Origin of the sequence: Chakrabartyella piscis, assembly GCA_030067835.1 — a bacterium.
Lineage (GTDB): Bacteria > Bacillota > Clostridia > Lachnospirales > Anaerotignaceae > Chakrabartyella > Chakrabartyella piscis.
The window spans coordinates 1,548,842-1,562,060 of the sequence record CP092441.1; the positions used below are offsets into that span (position 1 = coordinate 1,548,842).

The 13,219-nt window shown below is 37.2% G+C and carries 15 protein-coding genes and 1 tRNA gene; 7 read left to right on the top strand and 9 right to left on the bottom strand.

All coding sequences use genetic code 11. From position 1 onward, the window contains the following. The first annotated feature begins 3 nt into the window (after window positions 1-3). Window positions 4-984 carry an McrB family protein gene (locus tag MJY40_RS06850; RefSeq protein WP_317856247.1) on the top strand — a complete coding sequence of 327 codons (981 nt, stop codon included), beginning with the start codon at window positions 4-6 and terminating at the stop codon, window positions 982-984. Window positions 985-1,106: 122 nt separating this feature from the next. Here the strand turns inward: MJY40_RS06850 and MJY40_RS06855 are convergent. From MJY40_RS06855 to MJY40_RS06895, 9 genes are all read right to left on the bottom strand, one after another. Further along, a tRNA-Leu gene (locus MJY40_RS06855) sits at window positions 1,107-1,189 on the bottom strand. Window positions 1,190-1,255: 66 nt separating this feature from the next. Beyond that, a complete protein-coding gene (locus MJY40_RS06860) occupies window positions 1,256-1,774 on the bottom strand; it encodes a peptidylprolyl isomerase (protein ID WP_317856248.1) in 519 nt (172 codons plus the stop codon). 144 nt (window positions 1,775-1,918) lie between these two features. Next, a complete protein-coding gene (locus MJY40_RS06865; RefSeq protein WP_331488238.1) occupies window positions 1,919-2,698 on the bottom strand; it encodes a sulfite exporter TauE/SafE family protein in 780 nt (259 codons plus the stop codon). 5 nt (window positions 2,699-2,703) lie between these two features. Next, window positions 2,704-3,120 carry a MarR family winged helix-turn-helix transcriptional regulator gene (locus MJY40_RS06870; RefSeq protein ID WP_317856249.1) on the bottom strand — a complete coding sequence of 139 codons (417 nt, stop codon included), beginning with the start codon at window positions 3,118-3,120 and terminating at the stop codon, window positions 2,704-2,706. A gap of 120 nt (window positions 3,121-3,240) precedes the next feature. Further along, complete coding sequence (locus tag MJY40_RS06875) at window positions 3,241-3,936, bottom strand: CPBP family intramembrane glutamic endopeptidase (RefSeq protein WP_317856250.1); 696 nt, start codon at window positions 3,934-3,936, stop codon at window positions 3,241-3,243. A gap of 22 nt (window positions 3,937-3,958) precedes the next feature. Beyond that, window positions 3,959-4,141 (bottom strand): hypothetical protein, encoded by a 183-nt coding sequence (locus tag MJY40_RS06880; protein ID WP_317856251.1) that lies wholly within the window; start codon window positions 4,139-4,141, stop codon window positions 3,959-3,961. A 42-nt stretch (window positions 4,142-4,183) separates the two neighbouring features. After that, window positions 4,184-4,591 carry a hypothetical protein gene (locus MJY40_RS06885; RefSeq protein WP_317856252.1) on the bottom strand — a complete coding sequence of 136 codons (408 nt, stop codon included), beginning with the start codon at window positions 4,589-4,591 and terminating at the stop codon, window positions 4,184-4,186. Between the two features lie 45 nt (window positions 4,592-4,636). Continuing rightward, window positions 4,637-5,164 (bottom strand): hypothetical protein, encoded by a 528-nt coding sequence (locus MJY40_RS06890; RefSeq protein ID WP_317856253.1) that lies wholly within the window; start codon window positions 5,162-5,164, stop codon window positions 4,637-4,639. A gap of 75 nt (window positions 5,165-5,239) precedes the next feature. After that, window positions 5,240-6,067: a metallophosphoesterase gene (locus MJY40_RS06895; protein ID WP_317856254.1), complete on the bottom strand. Its 828-nt coding sequence runs from the start codon at window positions 6,065-6,067 to the stop codon at window positions 5,240-5,242. 384 nt (window positions 6,068-6,451) lie between these two features. On the opposite strand from MJY40_RS06895, the gene MJY40_RS06900 reads away from it, so the two are divergent. The 6 genes from MJY40_RS06900 to MJY40_RS06925 all read left to right on the top strand — a co-directional run bounded on the left by MJY40_RS06900 (window position 6,452) and on the right by MJY40_RS06925 (window position 13,209). After that, window positions 6,452-7,693, top strand: a complete 1,242-nt coding sequence (locus MJY40_RS06900) for a DNA polymerase Y family protein (RefSeq protein WP_317856255.1) — start codon at window positions 6,452-6,454, stop codon at window positions 7,691-7,693. Between the two features lie 162 nt (window positions 7,694-7,855). Continuing rightward, window positions 7,856-8,413, top strand: a complete 558-nt coding sequence (locus MJY40_RS06905) for an N-acetylmuramoyl-L-alanine amidase family protein (RefSeq protein WP_317856256.1) — start codon at window positions 7,856-7,858, stop codon at window positions 8,411-8,413. Between the two features lie 256 nt (window positions 8,414-8,669). After that, window positions 8,670-10,742, top strand: a complete 2,073-nt coding sequence (gene fusA, locus MJY40_RS06910; protein WP_317856257.1) for an elongation factor G — start codon at window positions 8,670-8,672, stop codon at window positions 10,740-10,742. Window positions 10,743-10,887: 145 nt separating this feature from the next. Then, window positions 10,888-11,094 (top strand): PF20097 family protein, encoded by a 207-nt coding sequence (locus tag MJY40_RS06915; RefSeq protein ID WP_317856258.1) that lies wholly within the window; start codon window positions 10,888-10,890, stop codon window positions 11,092-11,094. 867 nt (window positions 11,095-11,961) lie between these two features. Then, window positions 11,962-12,810, top strand: a complete 849-nt coding sequence (locus MJY40_RS06920) for an NAD(P)/FAD-dependent oxidoreductase (RefSeq protein WP_317856259.1) — start codon at window positions 11,962-11,964, stop codon at window positions 12,808-12,810. Between the two features lie 111 nt (window positions 12,811-12,921). After that, window positions 12,922-13,209, top strand: a complete 288-nt coding sequence (locus MJY40_RS06925) for a co-chaperone GroES (protein ID WP_317856260.1) — start codon at window positions 12,922-12,924, stop codon at window positions 13,207-13,209. Window positions 13,210-13,219: the final 10 nt, after the last annotated feature.

Consider the following 13,219-nt stretch of genomic DNA (forward strand, 5'->3'; position numbering starts at 1 on the left):
AAAATGAGTTTATCAAAAGCAAATGAAGCATTTGAAATTTTTAAGAATGGTTATAATAAACAGGTGATTTTCTATGGACCTCCTGGCACAAGCAAAACCTATACATCAACAATTTTAGCAGCAAAAACCTTGGCAATGCATGATGCGTTTGCACCCAAATTGGATACATATGAAGCGGCACAAGAATATTTGGATGGTCACCAAGATTGCTATAAAATTGTGCAATTCCATCCATCTTACACCTATGAAGATTTTATTCGTGGGATTACAATGGACATGGTAAAAGATGCTAACGGAAACAATCAAATCAACTATAAAGTAGTGGATAAGGTGTTTGGAGAAATTGCAGTTTTGGCAGAAAATGACCCTAACAATGCATATGTTTTGATTATTGATGAAATCAATCGTGCTCCCTTGGCATCGGTACTTGGTGAATTGATTTATGGGTTGGAGTACCGTGGTGATGCATTTTCTACACCATATAGCAAAGATGATGGAAGTGGGCATAAGGACAATACCCTCAAAGTACCAGACAATCTATACATCATTGGTACTATGAATACTGCAGATCGTTCCATTGGTTCCATGGACTATGCAGTTCGTCGTCGTTTTGCATTTGTTTCTTTGCCATCTGAGGTGGAAGTGGTCAAAGCCAGTTGGGATGCTTTTGCAAAAGCAACTCCAGAAGCAAAGGTCTTTGTAGATTCTATTGAAAAACTGTATCAGTTGGTTATGGAGTGTTTTGTGGCAGATACTATTGCAGATCCATCCATAGACCCAGAAGATATTAAGCTGGGACATACATATTTCTTGTATAGTAAAGAAAAGTGTTTGGATGAAAATAATGTTGTTACAATTGAGAAAGCAAAAAGTTATATGGAGTATCGTTTGAACTACCAAATCAAACCGATTTTATTGGAGTATATCAAAGATGGTTTGCTTAAGGATACATTGAAAGAACGGATTAAAACATTAAGTATTTAAAATAATATGGAATAAAAGAAGGTTTCCTTTGCCCAATAGCATCCAGGAGATCTTTTTTATTTGATTGAATTAATAGTGATTTTTGAAATAAAAAAAGACAAGTACAATAGACTTGTCTTAAGTGCGGATGGTGGGACTTGAACCCACACGAGGTCACCCCCGCCAGATTTTGAGTCTGGTGCGTCTGCCATTCCGCCACATCCGCATGAATGACTGCTTGACTATAATATCACATAGAACATCATTCGTCAAGCAGAAATTTTAGAAATTCTTAAGATTTTTTTGGTTCTGGATATTCCACACCAAAAGTATCAACAGTTACACTAGCCATCACTTGAGGAACAACTGGTTTGTCACCACGAGCAGTAGGAGTTACTGCAATTGTATCCACAACTTCGATACCTTCGATTACTTTACCAAAAGCAGCATATTGTCCATCCAAATGAGGGGATTTTTCGTGCATAACGAAGAATTGAGAACCAGCACTATGAGGATTCATAGAACGAGCCATGGAAAGTACACCTTTGTCGTGTTTCAAAGGATTTTTGAAGCCTGTCATGTCAAATTCGCCAGCGATTTGGTAATCAGGACCACCAGTACCAATACCTTGAGGACAACCACCTTGGATCATGAAACCACGAATGACACGGTGGAAGATCAAACCATTGTAATATCCTTTTTGTACCAAAGAGATGAAGTTGTTGACTGTGTTTGGTGCGATTTCTGGGTAGAGTTCAGCTTTGAACACGCTACCATCTTGCATTTCAAAAGTTACGATTGGATTAGCCATTTTGTATCAACCTTTCTGTAGTTGTATTTTCTTTGTTTGTGAAGTTTATTATACCATAGAAAAGTAGATATCAGCAATACCTATATTGTATTTGTAGGGGAGGGTTTCCATGCCCTCCTAAATGTTCAATACCATATTCTCTACTTACATTCCTTGCATTTGTTGTGTGACAATCATTACAACACCAAGAGTTGCCAAAACAGTGCCAGTAGTACGGTTGAGAATTTTGGGTTGTGCTTTGTTTGCAAATCTTGCTCCATAATAAGCAAAGAACAATGTGGAAAGTACACAGGTTCCAAAAATCAAAGGGTCTGGAAATGCACCTTGTAACGTAAAGTGAGAAGTGGCACCAAACAAAGCGGTAAATGTCATAATGAATACACTGGTTCCTACAGCTGTTTTGAGTTCATATCCCAAAACAGTAGTCAAAAGAATCAGCATCATAATACCACCACCAGCACCAATGAATCCACAAACAAAACCAACGGAACAACCACAAAGAATGGGCATAAGTGTCTTGAGTTTGCCAGTAAATTCTTTGTGTTCTTTTGGTTTTTCTTCTACAAAAGATTTTTTGAGGAAATTGATACCCATGAGCAAAGAGCCAAATACACTCAAATTTCCCATTGTAGTTGTAGGCACTTGGTGTGCAATAAAAGCACCAATTCCAGTGAAAATCAATACACTAATAAACATAGATTTACTGCGTTTCAAATCAATATTTTTGTTCTTTCCATAGGTATAAGCAGATATGGCACTTGCCAAAACGTCTGATGCCAAAGCAATACCGATGGCTTCAAATGGGTTGACACCCAAAAAAGTGATGAGCATAGGGGATATGACTACCGCTGCACTCATGCCAGCAAAGCCAGTTCCAAGACCAGCACCCATACCAGCCAAAATACATATAAATATTGTTTCCATAAAGTTTATTCCTCCGTTAAATTACTTTCTATTTTCATAAGTACAGTTTGGAATGTATCCAATTCTTCTTTTGTTATGCCTCGAAAAGCGGTTTTTTGATAGTTTTTGATACAGATTTCTTGTTGCATAAGTGCATACTCGCTTTTTTCCAATAAACGCAAATAAAATACTTTTTTGTTGTTTGGAGCTGGTTCTTTTGCCAAATATCCCTTGTCTATGAGATTGGAAATTGCTGATGAAATGTGCGATTTTGCGTATCCCTTGGATTTTATGATTTCGGTAAAGGTATTGCGATTGGGTTCGTGATTCAAAAAATCCAATACTTCCAATTCCATAAAATTCAAATCCAATTCTTCCAATAAATCATCAAAATAGAACTTTCGTTTCAAACTGATGGTATGGAATAGTTCTTTCATATCCATAATGAGTTCCTCCTTTTTGTTCTCTAGTGAACAATTATAGTTCTCTACAGAACAATTGTCAAGTAAAATAAAAAAGGCTTGTGAATAAGCCTTTAGTGTATTGTAAAATGAGAGTCATTTTTAAGTGAAAAATATCAAATATCCAATGGTATTCATAGCAAAATTGGCAAAAGAATGACAAAACCATGAGGCATAGATATTTCTGTGTTTTTCATTCAGATAGTTGAAAATGGTGCCACCAACAAAGAGTCCAAGGAGAGTCAAAAGCAAAATTCCAAAACCAAACATACCATCCATAATAGCAATGTGATAGACGGCAAAACTCAAAGAACTGACGAGATATGCAGCTTTGCGTGATGTTTTTCTAAATCCATGGAACACAAATCCACGGAAAAACCATTCCTCTAAAAAGGAGTTGCAAATGGAAACATATAACCCTATGTAAATCAAATTGTTTTTGTTGATACCCAGATTGTTTTCCAAAGAAATCTTGACACCGCTTAAGTCCGCAAAAGAACTGGCAATCAAATAAAATCCCAAAACAATGATATAAATGCCAATGCCTAATAAAAATGCAAAAAGCAAACCATCTTTTTTGGGCTTCAAAAACGCAAATGGTTTGAAATCTTTATAGAAAATAGAGTAGAGGATTGGAACTAGGAAAAATATAGGTGCTTTCACAGCTGTTTTTATGAAATAGGATGGACGCACCACCAAATCCACATAGGATATGATGGCAATGCATACCAAAATAACAACACATACCATAAAGTTGTGTTTGGTTACAAATTTATTTTTATTGGTTACTGATTTCATAAAATCTCCTTATGATGTGTGGTCATTGCTGTTTTTCATTTGTTGGAAACTTCAGAATGGCAAGTATGAAATTCCCAACTGCCACTATAATCTGTAAGTATGGAATTTCGGATTTGTCTTTTTGATAGTCTTTGTATGCAACACATCCCCAAAGGATAGAACAGATGAGGTATAAGCCACTTGAAAGCATTGATAATTTTTTCATGTTTTAATCTCCAATCTGATTGTTATAAAGTGTTTTGTATGATTATGCTATATATTGTTCGAGCTGTACCATCAGTTCATTAGGATTCACAATGCTATGTCCGCCACTTGAAGCGTCTTCGTATACGATATTCAAATCCCCTAATAAAATATGGAGCGGTTTGCCATCATATGTGCCATTCAACTCATATTTTACTTTGCTATGAGGGTAGGGTGCAAAGTTTGTGGTATGTAGTTCACAATCGTATTGTACAAGGGTTTCTTCGACTTTATCGATATTCACAGAACTTGTAATATCAGACCTGTCGCCATTTTCGGTATACAAAGAAATGCTGTAAATTTCTAAATAATCTATATTTTTGGCAATTGGAATGACTGCACGATAATAAAATGTGAGCAGGATGGCACAAATCAAGAAAAGTATAAAGATTACATACTTTTTCTTTTTCATATGAATTAGATCTCCTTTTTTAGTTGTCTTGTTAGTGACAAAATTTTATGTATTATATTCCAATGTATACAACGTATTGCAATCTACATCATAAATTGCAAGCGTGAAATTGAAAGAATGGCGATTGAGTAAATCCTTGTCATCATACACAGTTTCACTTTCACTATGTCTATCATAAAAATAATAATATCCATTTGTAATTTCAGGAATAGGCAGTGTACTGTCATATGGTTGATAAATAAATGTTTGCAAATTATTGGATAGCGGCAGTGTATGCCAGTGTTTTGCTTTCTGCATTTTGGTAACCAAAGCACCGTTTTCTTGGAACTCCATTGTAGCAAAAGCATAGCCATCTCCCATCCAACCAAGTGTGTCTACTTCGGATACAATCTTTCCTTTGCTGAAATCTATACCAAATTTCTTGAGATATGGAAGGGAAGGCAGGTGCATTACAAAAGTGATGGAAAGAACCAATAGAGCCATAGAAACTGAAATCAATATTCTTTTTCGATTTGCATTCATGGAAAGTCCCCATTTCTTAGAGTGGAAATAAGTTACTTTTTCTTTTTCCATACAAAATCTCCACCGATGGCAATAAATGCACAAAAAATTATCAACCAAATGTTAGGATGCACATCATTTCCTCCTTTACATTTCTTCTGCTTCCAACGTCACAACCACAATTTCTGGTCGATTGCCAAAGCGAATTGGAAACGTACTATTGCCCAAACCACGACTGACATACATGGTTGTATCGTTGATTTCATAAGCACCACTGGTATATTCAGGGAAGAAACCTTGGTTGGGTGCAAACAATCCGCCTACAAATGGCAAACGAATTTGACCACCATGTGCATGACCTGTGAAAGCCAAATCAATTGGATATTCTGCGTAGGATTCAAACAATTCTGGTCTATGAGAAAGCAAAATAGTCAAACCATTTGGGTTCATTCCTTGGGTCAATGTGGATAGTGCTTCTGCATAATATGGATTGACACGTTTGTCTGCAAGTCCAATCAATGTAATAATTTCGTTATTGTATTCGATGATGGATTTGCCATTGTCCAAAATGGTTACATCAGCTTCTATCAACAAATCAGAAAGTTCTTCCCAGACACCAGATTGATGCTCATGGTTGCCTGTTACAAAATAAATAGGAGCAATTTTTCTAGCACCTGCAATAAAAGTCATGGATGCTTCGATATCTGTGTGGTTTCGGTCAATCAAATCACCTGTGATGACAATGATATTTGGATTTGTTTGGGCAACTTTTTCCAAGAGACTATTTTGGTCAGCACCAAAGGATTTACTTTGCAAATCAGAAACCTGTGTTATGGTAAAACCATCCAAATCTTCTGGAATATTGGTTGTATAGGTATGTTTGGTCACTTGGATATGATTGTTTTGCCAGTAACAAAAGCCAAAAGCAAAGGCACCCAAAACCATGCAATGTGTCATTAATTTTTTATAATTCATGGAAAAACCTCCTTATGTTTCCTTTATTATAGAAAGAAGTGGAGTAGAATGCAATGAATTTTTCTTTAAGATTTGAATTGTCCTAACGGTTTTACGTAGGGGAGGATAGTATCCTCCAGAAAAATAGCTGTTTCAATTTATTTTGTCAAAATACACATCTTGAATCGAAAATATGTTCGTGTTATACTGGTGTCAAGATAACGGTATAGTCAAGACTATACCCTTCAAAAAGTGTGTCACAACTTGGATGTCATTCTGAGGAGAGCTTCGTAGCGACGAATAATCTAAGGTTTTAGATTCCTTATTACATTCGAAATGGCAATATGTTCAACGATATAATTGTAGGGGAGGATTCCATATCCTCCCACCAAAGGAGGTGATTTTATGCCAAGAACCATTTTTCATATTGATGTCAACAATGCTTTTTTGAGTTGGACAGCTGTGGAGCGTCTCAAACAAGGGGAAGAATTGGATTTGCGAACCATTCCATCTGCAATTTCAGGTGCTGACAATGACAGGCGTGGTATCATTTTGGCAAAAAGCACACCTGCAAAAGCATTTGGAATCACAACAGGAGAACCCACTGGTATGGCACTGCAAAAATGCAAAGACCTTGTGTTTGCACCACCAGATTTTGCTCTGTATTCCAAGGTGTCCAAAGAAATGTTTGCAATTTTGGAGCAATATTCCGATAGACTGGAACAATTCAGCATTGATGAAGGGTTTTTGGAGTATACAGGCATGGAAAAGCTCTTTGGTGAACCACTTGTGGCTGCAACAAGGATTCAAAAGCATATTTTTGATGAATTGGGATTCACTGTGAATATAGGCATCAGTTCCAATAAGTTGCTTGCAAAAATGGCAGGGGAATTGGAAAAGCCAAATAAAATATTGACCTTATACCCAGAAGAATTGGAAGCAAAATTTTGGGTACAACCTGTAGAAAATTTGTTTATGGTAGGCAGAAGAACAGCACCCAAATTGAAACAAATGGGTATCAAAACCATAGGCGAATTGGCAAAATATCCATTACCACTATTGGAACGTGAATTCAAAAGCTTTGGCTATACTTTGCATGCCTATGCAAATGGAATTGATGATAGCCCTGTAGCAGAAGCCATCGAAAAAGAAACCATGAAAAGCATTGGCAATAGCACCACCATAGCACACAATGTCACAACCAAAGAAGAAGCCTATAAAATCTTATTGGCTTTATCAGAAACGGTTTCTATGCGTTTGCGTTGCAGTGGATGTGCAACCCTAGAAGTGGCAGTCACATTGAAAGACACCGAGTTTCATTCCTATACCCACCAGAAAAAGGTGTTCAATGCCATAGATTGCACCAATGCAGTGTATCAAGAAGCAAAAGCTTGTTTTGATGCTGCTTGGAAGGGGGAACCACTTAGGCTTTTGGGTGTAAGAGCGGGACAGCTTTGTGGAAACGATACCACACAACTTTCTTTGACAGATGTAGATTGGTCAAAAGAAGGCAAAGCAGATGCAGCAATGGATGCAATACGCTTGAAATATGGTAAAAAGACAGTGGTGCGTTCTACCTTTGCAGATGGGGATGAAAATGCTTATGAAGGTGGCAAATTGAAAATCAATAATAAAATATTCAAATAAAAGATGGGCTATCACAGGTCACCCCTACAACACTATTTTGTAGGGGATGGGTTTCCCATCCTGTTTTGCACCAAAACAGACCAACCTCCATATACTAAATTGAGTGAACAAACTCTTCATTCTTCACTCTTAACCATTCACTGTTTTTTTGGAGGTGAAACCATGCCTAGTGTATATTTAAGTCCATCTTTACAAGAATTCAATCCATATATCAATGGAGGAACAGAAGAAGAATATGCCAATTTGATTGTGGATGCAATGGAACCATATCTTTTGGCATCTGGCATAGATTTTGGCAGAAATGATCCAGATATGACCCTATCAGAAGCAATAGCAGATTCCAATGCAGGTGATTACGATTTTCATTTTTCAATACACACCAATGCAGGACCACCATCTTTTGCGGGCAAACTACAAGGTCCAGATGTATATTATTATGCAACCAGTTACTATGGAAAAGAAATGGCAGAAATTGTGGCAGATAATCTGGCTCTCATTTATCCATATCCAGAAAAATCCAATACAGTTCCAACCACAACTTTGGCAGAACTGAGAAGAACAAAAGTACCTTCTGTTTTGGTAGAAGTGGCATACCATGACAATTTGGAAGATGCCCAGTGGATCAAAGATAATGTAGAACCCATTGCTTATGAACTATCCAAATCCATAGCAGAATATTTTGGAATACCCTTTGTAGAACCTTCTTTGTATATGGATTGATGAGAATATCATTATTTCCAAAATATAGGAAGAAAAATTATGTAAGATTCTTGTGAAAACCACCAATTTCAATCTGGCTTATGGTGGTTTTTTCTTGTTGGTTTTGTATAATTCGACGAATTGAAAAAAGTTAATTGGAATTAAAAGGGTATTTTTTACAAATGAAGAACTATAAATATTAGAACGGTTGTTCAAATGGCAATAAAACACACATACATTGACAAATGCCAGAATATACGAATTGGAGGTTAGGTTTATGAAAAATTATGCTGCAGAGAAGGTAAGAAACGTAGTTCTATTGGGTCACAGCGGTTCCGGCAAAACAACTTTTGCTGAGTCTGCTCTATTCCGCTCAGGCGCAACAAAACGCTTTGGTAAAGTGGAAGATGGCAATACCGTGAGTGACTATGAAGCAGAAGAAATTCGTCGTAAAGTTTCCATCAATACATCAGTTCTTCCAGTTGAGTGGAGGGATACAAAAATCAATTTATTGGATACTCCAGGGTATTTCGATTTCGTGGCAGAAGCAAAAATGGCAATGAGTGTTGCAGATACCGCTTTGATTATGGTTTCCGCAAAATCAGGCGTAGAAGTAGGTACAGAAAAAGCTTGGGAATATGCAGAAGCAATGCAAATTCCTAGATTGTTCTTTGTAAACCAAATTGATGATGAAAATGCTGACTTTGAAAAAACATTGGCTGATTTGAGAGCAAAATTCGGTAAAGCGGTTGCTCCAGTCCAAATTGCATATACAGATGACCACGGTAAATTCGTTGGGTTCATTAACTTGATCAAAAGAGATGCTAGAAAAACAGTAGATGGCGAATTGGTTCAATGCGAAATGCCAGCAGATAAAGTAGATCAAGTAGAAGTTTTGCGTTCTATGTTGATTGAAGTTGCTGCTGATAGTAGTGATGAATTGATGGAAAAATTCTTCAATGACGAAGAATTGACAGAAGAAGAAATCTACGATGGTTTGTTGGTTGGTATCGAAAACCATACAATCGCACCTGTTCTTTGTGGTTCCACAGCAATGGGTCATGGTGTTCGTTTGACACTTTCCACATTGATGCGTTTCACCCCTCCAGCTTGCGAAGTGAAAAAAGATTTCCATGCCTTCAATGAAAATGCAGAAGCAGTTCTTTGTAGTGCAACTGATCCTGATTTTTCTGCATTTGTATTCAAAACCATTTCTGACCCATATATTGGTCGTTTGAGTTTGTTTAGAGTTATGTCTGGTAAAATTGATACTTCCACACAACTTTACAACCCAGAAAAAGATTCCTATGAAAAAGTAGGTCGTTTGTTTGTGGTTCGTGGTAAAGAACAAATTGAAGTAGAAGAACTCAATGTTGGTGATATTGGTGCTTTGGCAAAACTTTCCAATACTGGCACACAAGATACATTGACTGTGAAAGATCACGTTGTGGTACTTCCAAAAATCAATTTGCCAAGTTCTGTTTTGACAATGGCAATCAAACCAAAGGGCAAAGGTGATGAAGATAAACTTTCTGCTGCTCTTGCAAAAATCAGAGAAGAAGATCCAACCATCAAAATGGAAGTGAATAAAGAAACAAAACAAACTTTGGTTTCTGGTATTGGCGAACAACAATTGGATGTTATGGTCAATAAACTCAAAGCAAAATACAAAATTGATGTGGATTTGTTTGATCCAATCATTCCTTTCCGTGAAACAGTTAAGAGCAAATCTTCTGTTCGTGGACGTTACAAAAAACAATCTGGTGGACATGGTCAATTTGGTGATGTTGTAATTGAATTTGAACCAAGTGGCGATATGTCACAAGCACTTGTATTTGAAGAAAAAGTATTCGGTGGTTCTGTACCAAAACAATACTTCCCAGCTGTTGAAAAAGGTTTGCAAGAATCTGTTCTTTCAGGTGTTTTGGCTGGATATCCAGTGGTTGGCCTCAAAGCAACTTTGATGGATGGTTCCTATCACCCTGTAGATTCTTCTGAAATGGCATTTAAAATGGCTGCATCCACAGCTTATAAAGAAGGCGTTCCTCAAGCAAAACCTACCATTTTGGAACCAGTAGAATACGTAGAAGTTATTGTTCCTGATCGTTACATGGGTGACATCATGGGCGATATCAACAAACGTCGTGGTCGTATCTTGAATATGGACGCTGTTGGCAACAAAAAAATGATTTGCGCAGAAGTTCCTACATCCGAAATGCACAAATATGCTACAGATTTACGTTCTATGACACAAAGTCGTGGTGAATATAAACATAGCTTTGCTCGTTACGAAGAAATGCCTATGGAATTGCAAAAGAAAGTCATTGCAGCAGCAGAAGCAGCAAAATAATAGGAAAATTGTAATATGAAATCAACTGACAAATCTCATTATTTGTGATACTCTAGGAGTATAAAAGGGATTTGCCTAAAATGAAGATAAGTCCCTTTGTAGATGCTTGCAAGGGGACTTTTTGTATCCTAGGAAGGTGACGTACATGAAATGCCCATATTGTAATCAGGAAATGGAAAAAGGATATGTACAAAGTAGTCATGGAGTTTTCTGGAGTAAGAAGAAACACAAAGCTATGTTTCAGCCGAATACTGGAAAAGATGAATTTTTCATTGCACACCCAACTATGTGCGGTGCATATAAAGAAGCAGATTATTGTCCAAATTGTGAGAAAATTATTTTGAGTTTTTGATATAAAAGAGGTTGTGCGGGTTATTTATATTTTACGTAGTACCACAAAACACAAGTATGCAGTTGTAGGGTTGATTCACAAATCAACCGAAACCCAAGATTCTTCATTGCATTCAGAATAACAACTTATATAAGTTGATTTATTTGTAGGGGAAGATAGTATCTTCCAGTAAATTGTGTGTGGTAATTTTAGGTTTTAATTTTTTCAAATATTAGAGATTAAAAACTTAATACCGTACCTTTTGACACCAAAAGGTACCCCAAAAGTGCCACTCTTTGCGAAGGCGTGGAGCCACGCTTCAAGAGGGTCTATCCCGACCCTCTTGAAAATCACCCTGATAGACGGATGTATAGAAAATTAAATCCTACGATTAGACCGTGAGTGACAAGCCCCTCACCTCTTGATTACTGGCTCAAAACCAAAGTAAGTAGTGAACAAATGACTTTTGATTTCCACTCAGCCTTTGCTTGCAAAGCGGAATCCTCTAAATTGTTATTTGTAGGAATTTCAATAAGCATCTCTAGCCATGAAGGAAGTATGCTCGAATATAAATTATTTCTCTAGCCAATTGGATTCCACCTTGCAAAGGAGTTTCGAGGAGTCGCAGCCTCCTTGAACCGTGCTCCACGCTTCGGAAGTAGTGGCACTTTTTGTTACTTTTTGGTGTCAAAAAGTAAGGTCTGAATGCTTTAAAACGTGAATAAATTCCTACCTAATATTAATTCACAAACATTCCAACGGGTGACGAAACGTCACCCCTACAAAACAAACATCACTACAGATTATAAGCATAATAGGAAGTGAATAACATCCAACAAAACACGTAGGGGAAGATATCATCTTCCCGCATATAAAGGAGGAAGCCATATGATAGACGTAGCAATCATCGGTGGAGGTCCAGCAGCTTTATCCGCAGGACTCAACTGTAGACAACGAAACGCAAGTGTATGTATTTTTGGTAGAAGCATTGATAGTTCTTTGCTTTATGCAGCAGAAGAAGTGGACAACTACCTAGGTATGCCCAATATGACAGGTGAAGATATGACCAATGCCTTCTTCAAACATGCTATGAAAAATGGTGTGGAATTCAAAGAATGTAGAGTGTCACAAATCATTCCTATGGGGGAATATTTCCTCATCAATGCAGAAAATGAGTTCCATGAAGCAAAAGCAATCATTCTTTGTACTGGCATCAACAAAAGCCACACCATAACAGGTGAACGTGACCTTTTGGGTAAAGGTGTCAGCTATTGTGCAACTTGTGACGGTATGTTGTATCGTGGCAAAAAAGTAGTGGTTGTGGCAGAAAATCCAGAAGGGGAAGAAGAAGCGAATTTTCTTGCAGATGTATGTGAATCGGTAACCTATATCCCAAAATACAAAGAGGTTTCTCATTTGAAAGAAAATATCATTGTCAAAACAGGTAAAGTCAAAGCTGTTTTGGAAGCAGATGGCAAAGTTTCAGGCATCCAATTGGATGAAGAAGTGATTCCTTGTGATGGTGCATTCTTTGCAAAAAATAGCACACCACCAGATAGTCTTGTTGTAGGTCTTTCTATAGAAGGAAATGCAATTGTGGTGAACCGTAAAATGGAAACCAATATTCCTATGGTGTATGCAGCAGGGGATTGTACAGGTGTACCTTATCAAATTGCAAAAGCAGTTGGTGAAGGTTTGATTGCAGCTTTGTCTGCTGTTGCTGAAGTGAAAAAATAAAATAATCAAAAAAACACTTGCATATTTTTGGAAAAATGATACTATAGTATTAGAGTTAGCACTCAAAGTGTATGAGTGCTAACAAAACAATATTCAGGAGGTAAATACATTATGAAATTAGCACCACTGGGAGATAAAGTCGTTTTGCAACAAGTAGCGGCAGAAGAAACAACAAAATCTGGTTTGATTTTGACATCAACAGCAAAAGAAAAACCACAAGAAGCAATTGTAGTTGCAGTTGGTCCAGGTGGATTGATTGGCGATGTGAATGTGGAAATGGTAGTCAAAGTAGGTGACCATGTGTTGTATTCCAAATATGGCGCAATGGAAATCAAATTTGAAGGCGAAGAATATCTGGTAATGCGTCAAAATGATATTTTGGCAATCGTTCAAGATTAATTTTAGGAGG

Bases quoted from the DNA above. Each gene is read 5' to 3' on its own strand.
- MJY40_RS06875 (WP_317856250.1), bottom strand. From the start codon at position 3,936: ATGAAATCAGTAACCAATAAAAATAAATTTGTAACCAAACACAACTTT.
- MJY40_RS06905 (WP_317856256.1), top strand. From the start codon at position 7,856: ATGCCTAGTGTATATTTAAGTCCATCTTTACAAGAATTCAATCCATAT.
- MJY40_RS06880 (WP_317856251.1), bottom strand. From the start codon at position 4,141: ATGAAAAAATTATCAATGCTTTCAAGTGGCTTATACCTCATCTGTTCT.
- MJY40_RS06915 (WP_317856258.1), top strand. From the start codon at position 10,888: ATGAAATGCCCATATTGTAATCAGGAAATGGAAAAAGGATATGTACAA.
- MJY40_RS06890 (WP_317856253.1), bottom strand. From the start codon at position 5,164: ATGGAAAAAGAAAAAGTAACTTATTTCCACTCTAAGAAATGGGGACTT.
- MJY40_RS06895 (WP_317856254.1), bottom strand. From the start codon at position 6,067: ATGAATTATAAAAAATTAATGACACATTGCATGGTTTTGGGTGCCTTT.
- MJY40_RS06925 (WP_317856260.1), top strand. From the start codon at position 12,922: ATGAAATTAGCACCACTGGGAGATAAAGTCGTTTTGCAACAAGTAGCG.
- MJY40_RS06900 (WP_317856255.1), top strand. From the start codon at position 6,452: ATGCCAAGAACCATTTTTCATATTGATGTCAACAATGCTTTTTTGAGT.
- MJY40_RS06920 (WP_317856259.1), top strand. From the start codon at position 11,962: ATGATAGACGTAGCAATCATCGGTGGAGGTCCAGCAGCTTTATCCGCA.
- MJY40_RS06860 (WP_317856248.1), bottom strand. From the start codon at position 1,774: ATGGCTAATCCAATCGTAACTTTTGAAATGCAAGATGGTAGCGTGTTC.
- MJY40_RS06870 (WP_317856249.1), bottom strand. From the start codon at position 3,120: ATGGATATGAAAGAACTATTCCATACCATCAGTTTGAAACGAAAGTTC.
- MJY40_RS06885 (WP_317856252.1), bottom strand. From the start codon at position 4,591: ATGAAAAAGAAAAAGTATGTAATCTTTATACTTTTCTTGATTTGTGCC.
- fusA (WP_317856257.1), top strand. From the start codon at position 8,670: ATGAAAAATTATGCTGCAGAGAAGGTAAGAAACGTAGTTCTATTGGGT.
- MJY40_RS06850 (WP_317856247.1), top strand. From the start codon at position 4: ATGAGTTTATCAAAAGCAAATGAAGCATTTGAAATTTTTAAGAATGGT.
- MJY40_RS06865 (WP_331488238.1), bottom strand. From the start codon at position 2,698: ATGGAAACAATATTTATATGTATTTTGGCTGGTATGGGTGCTGGTCTT.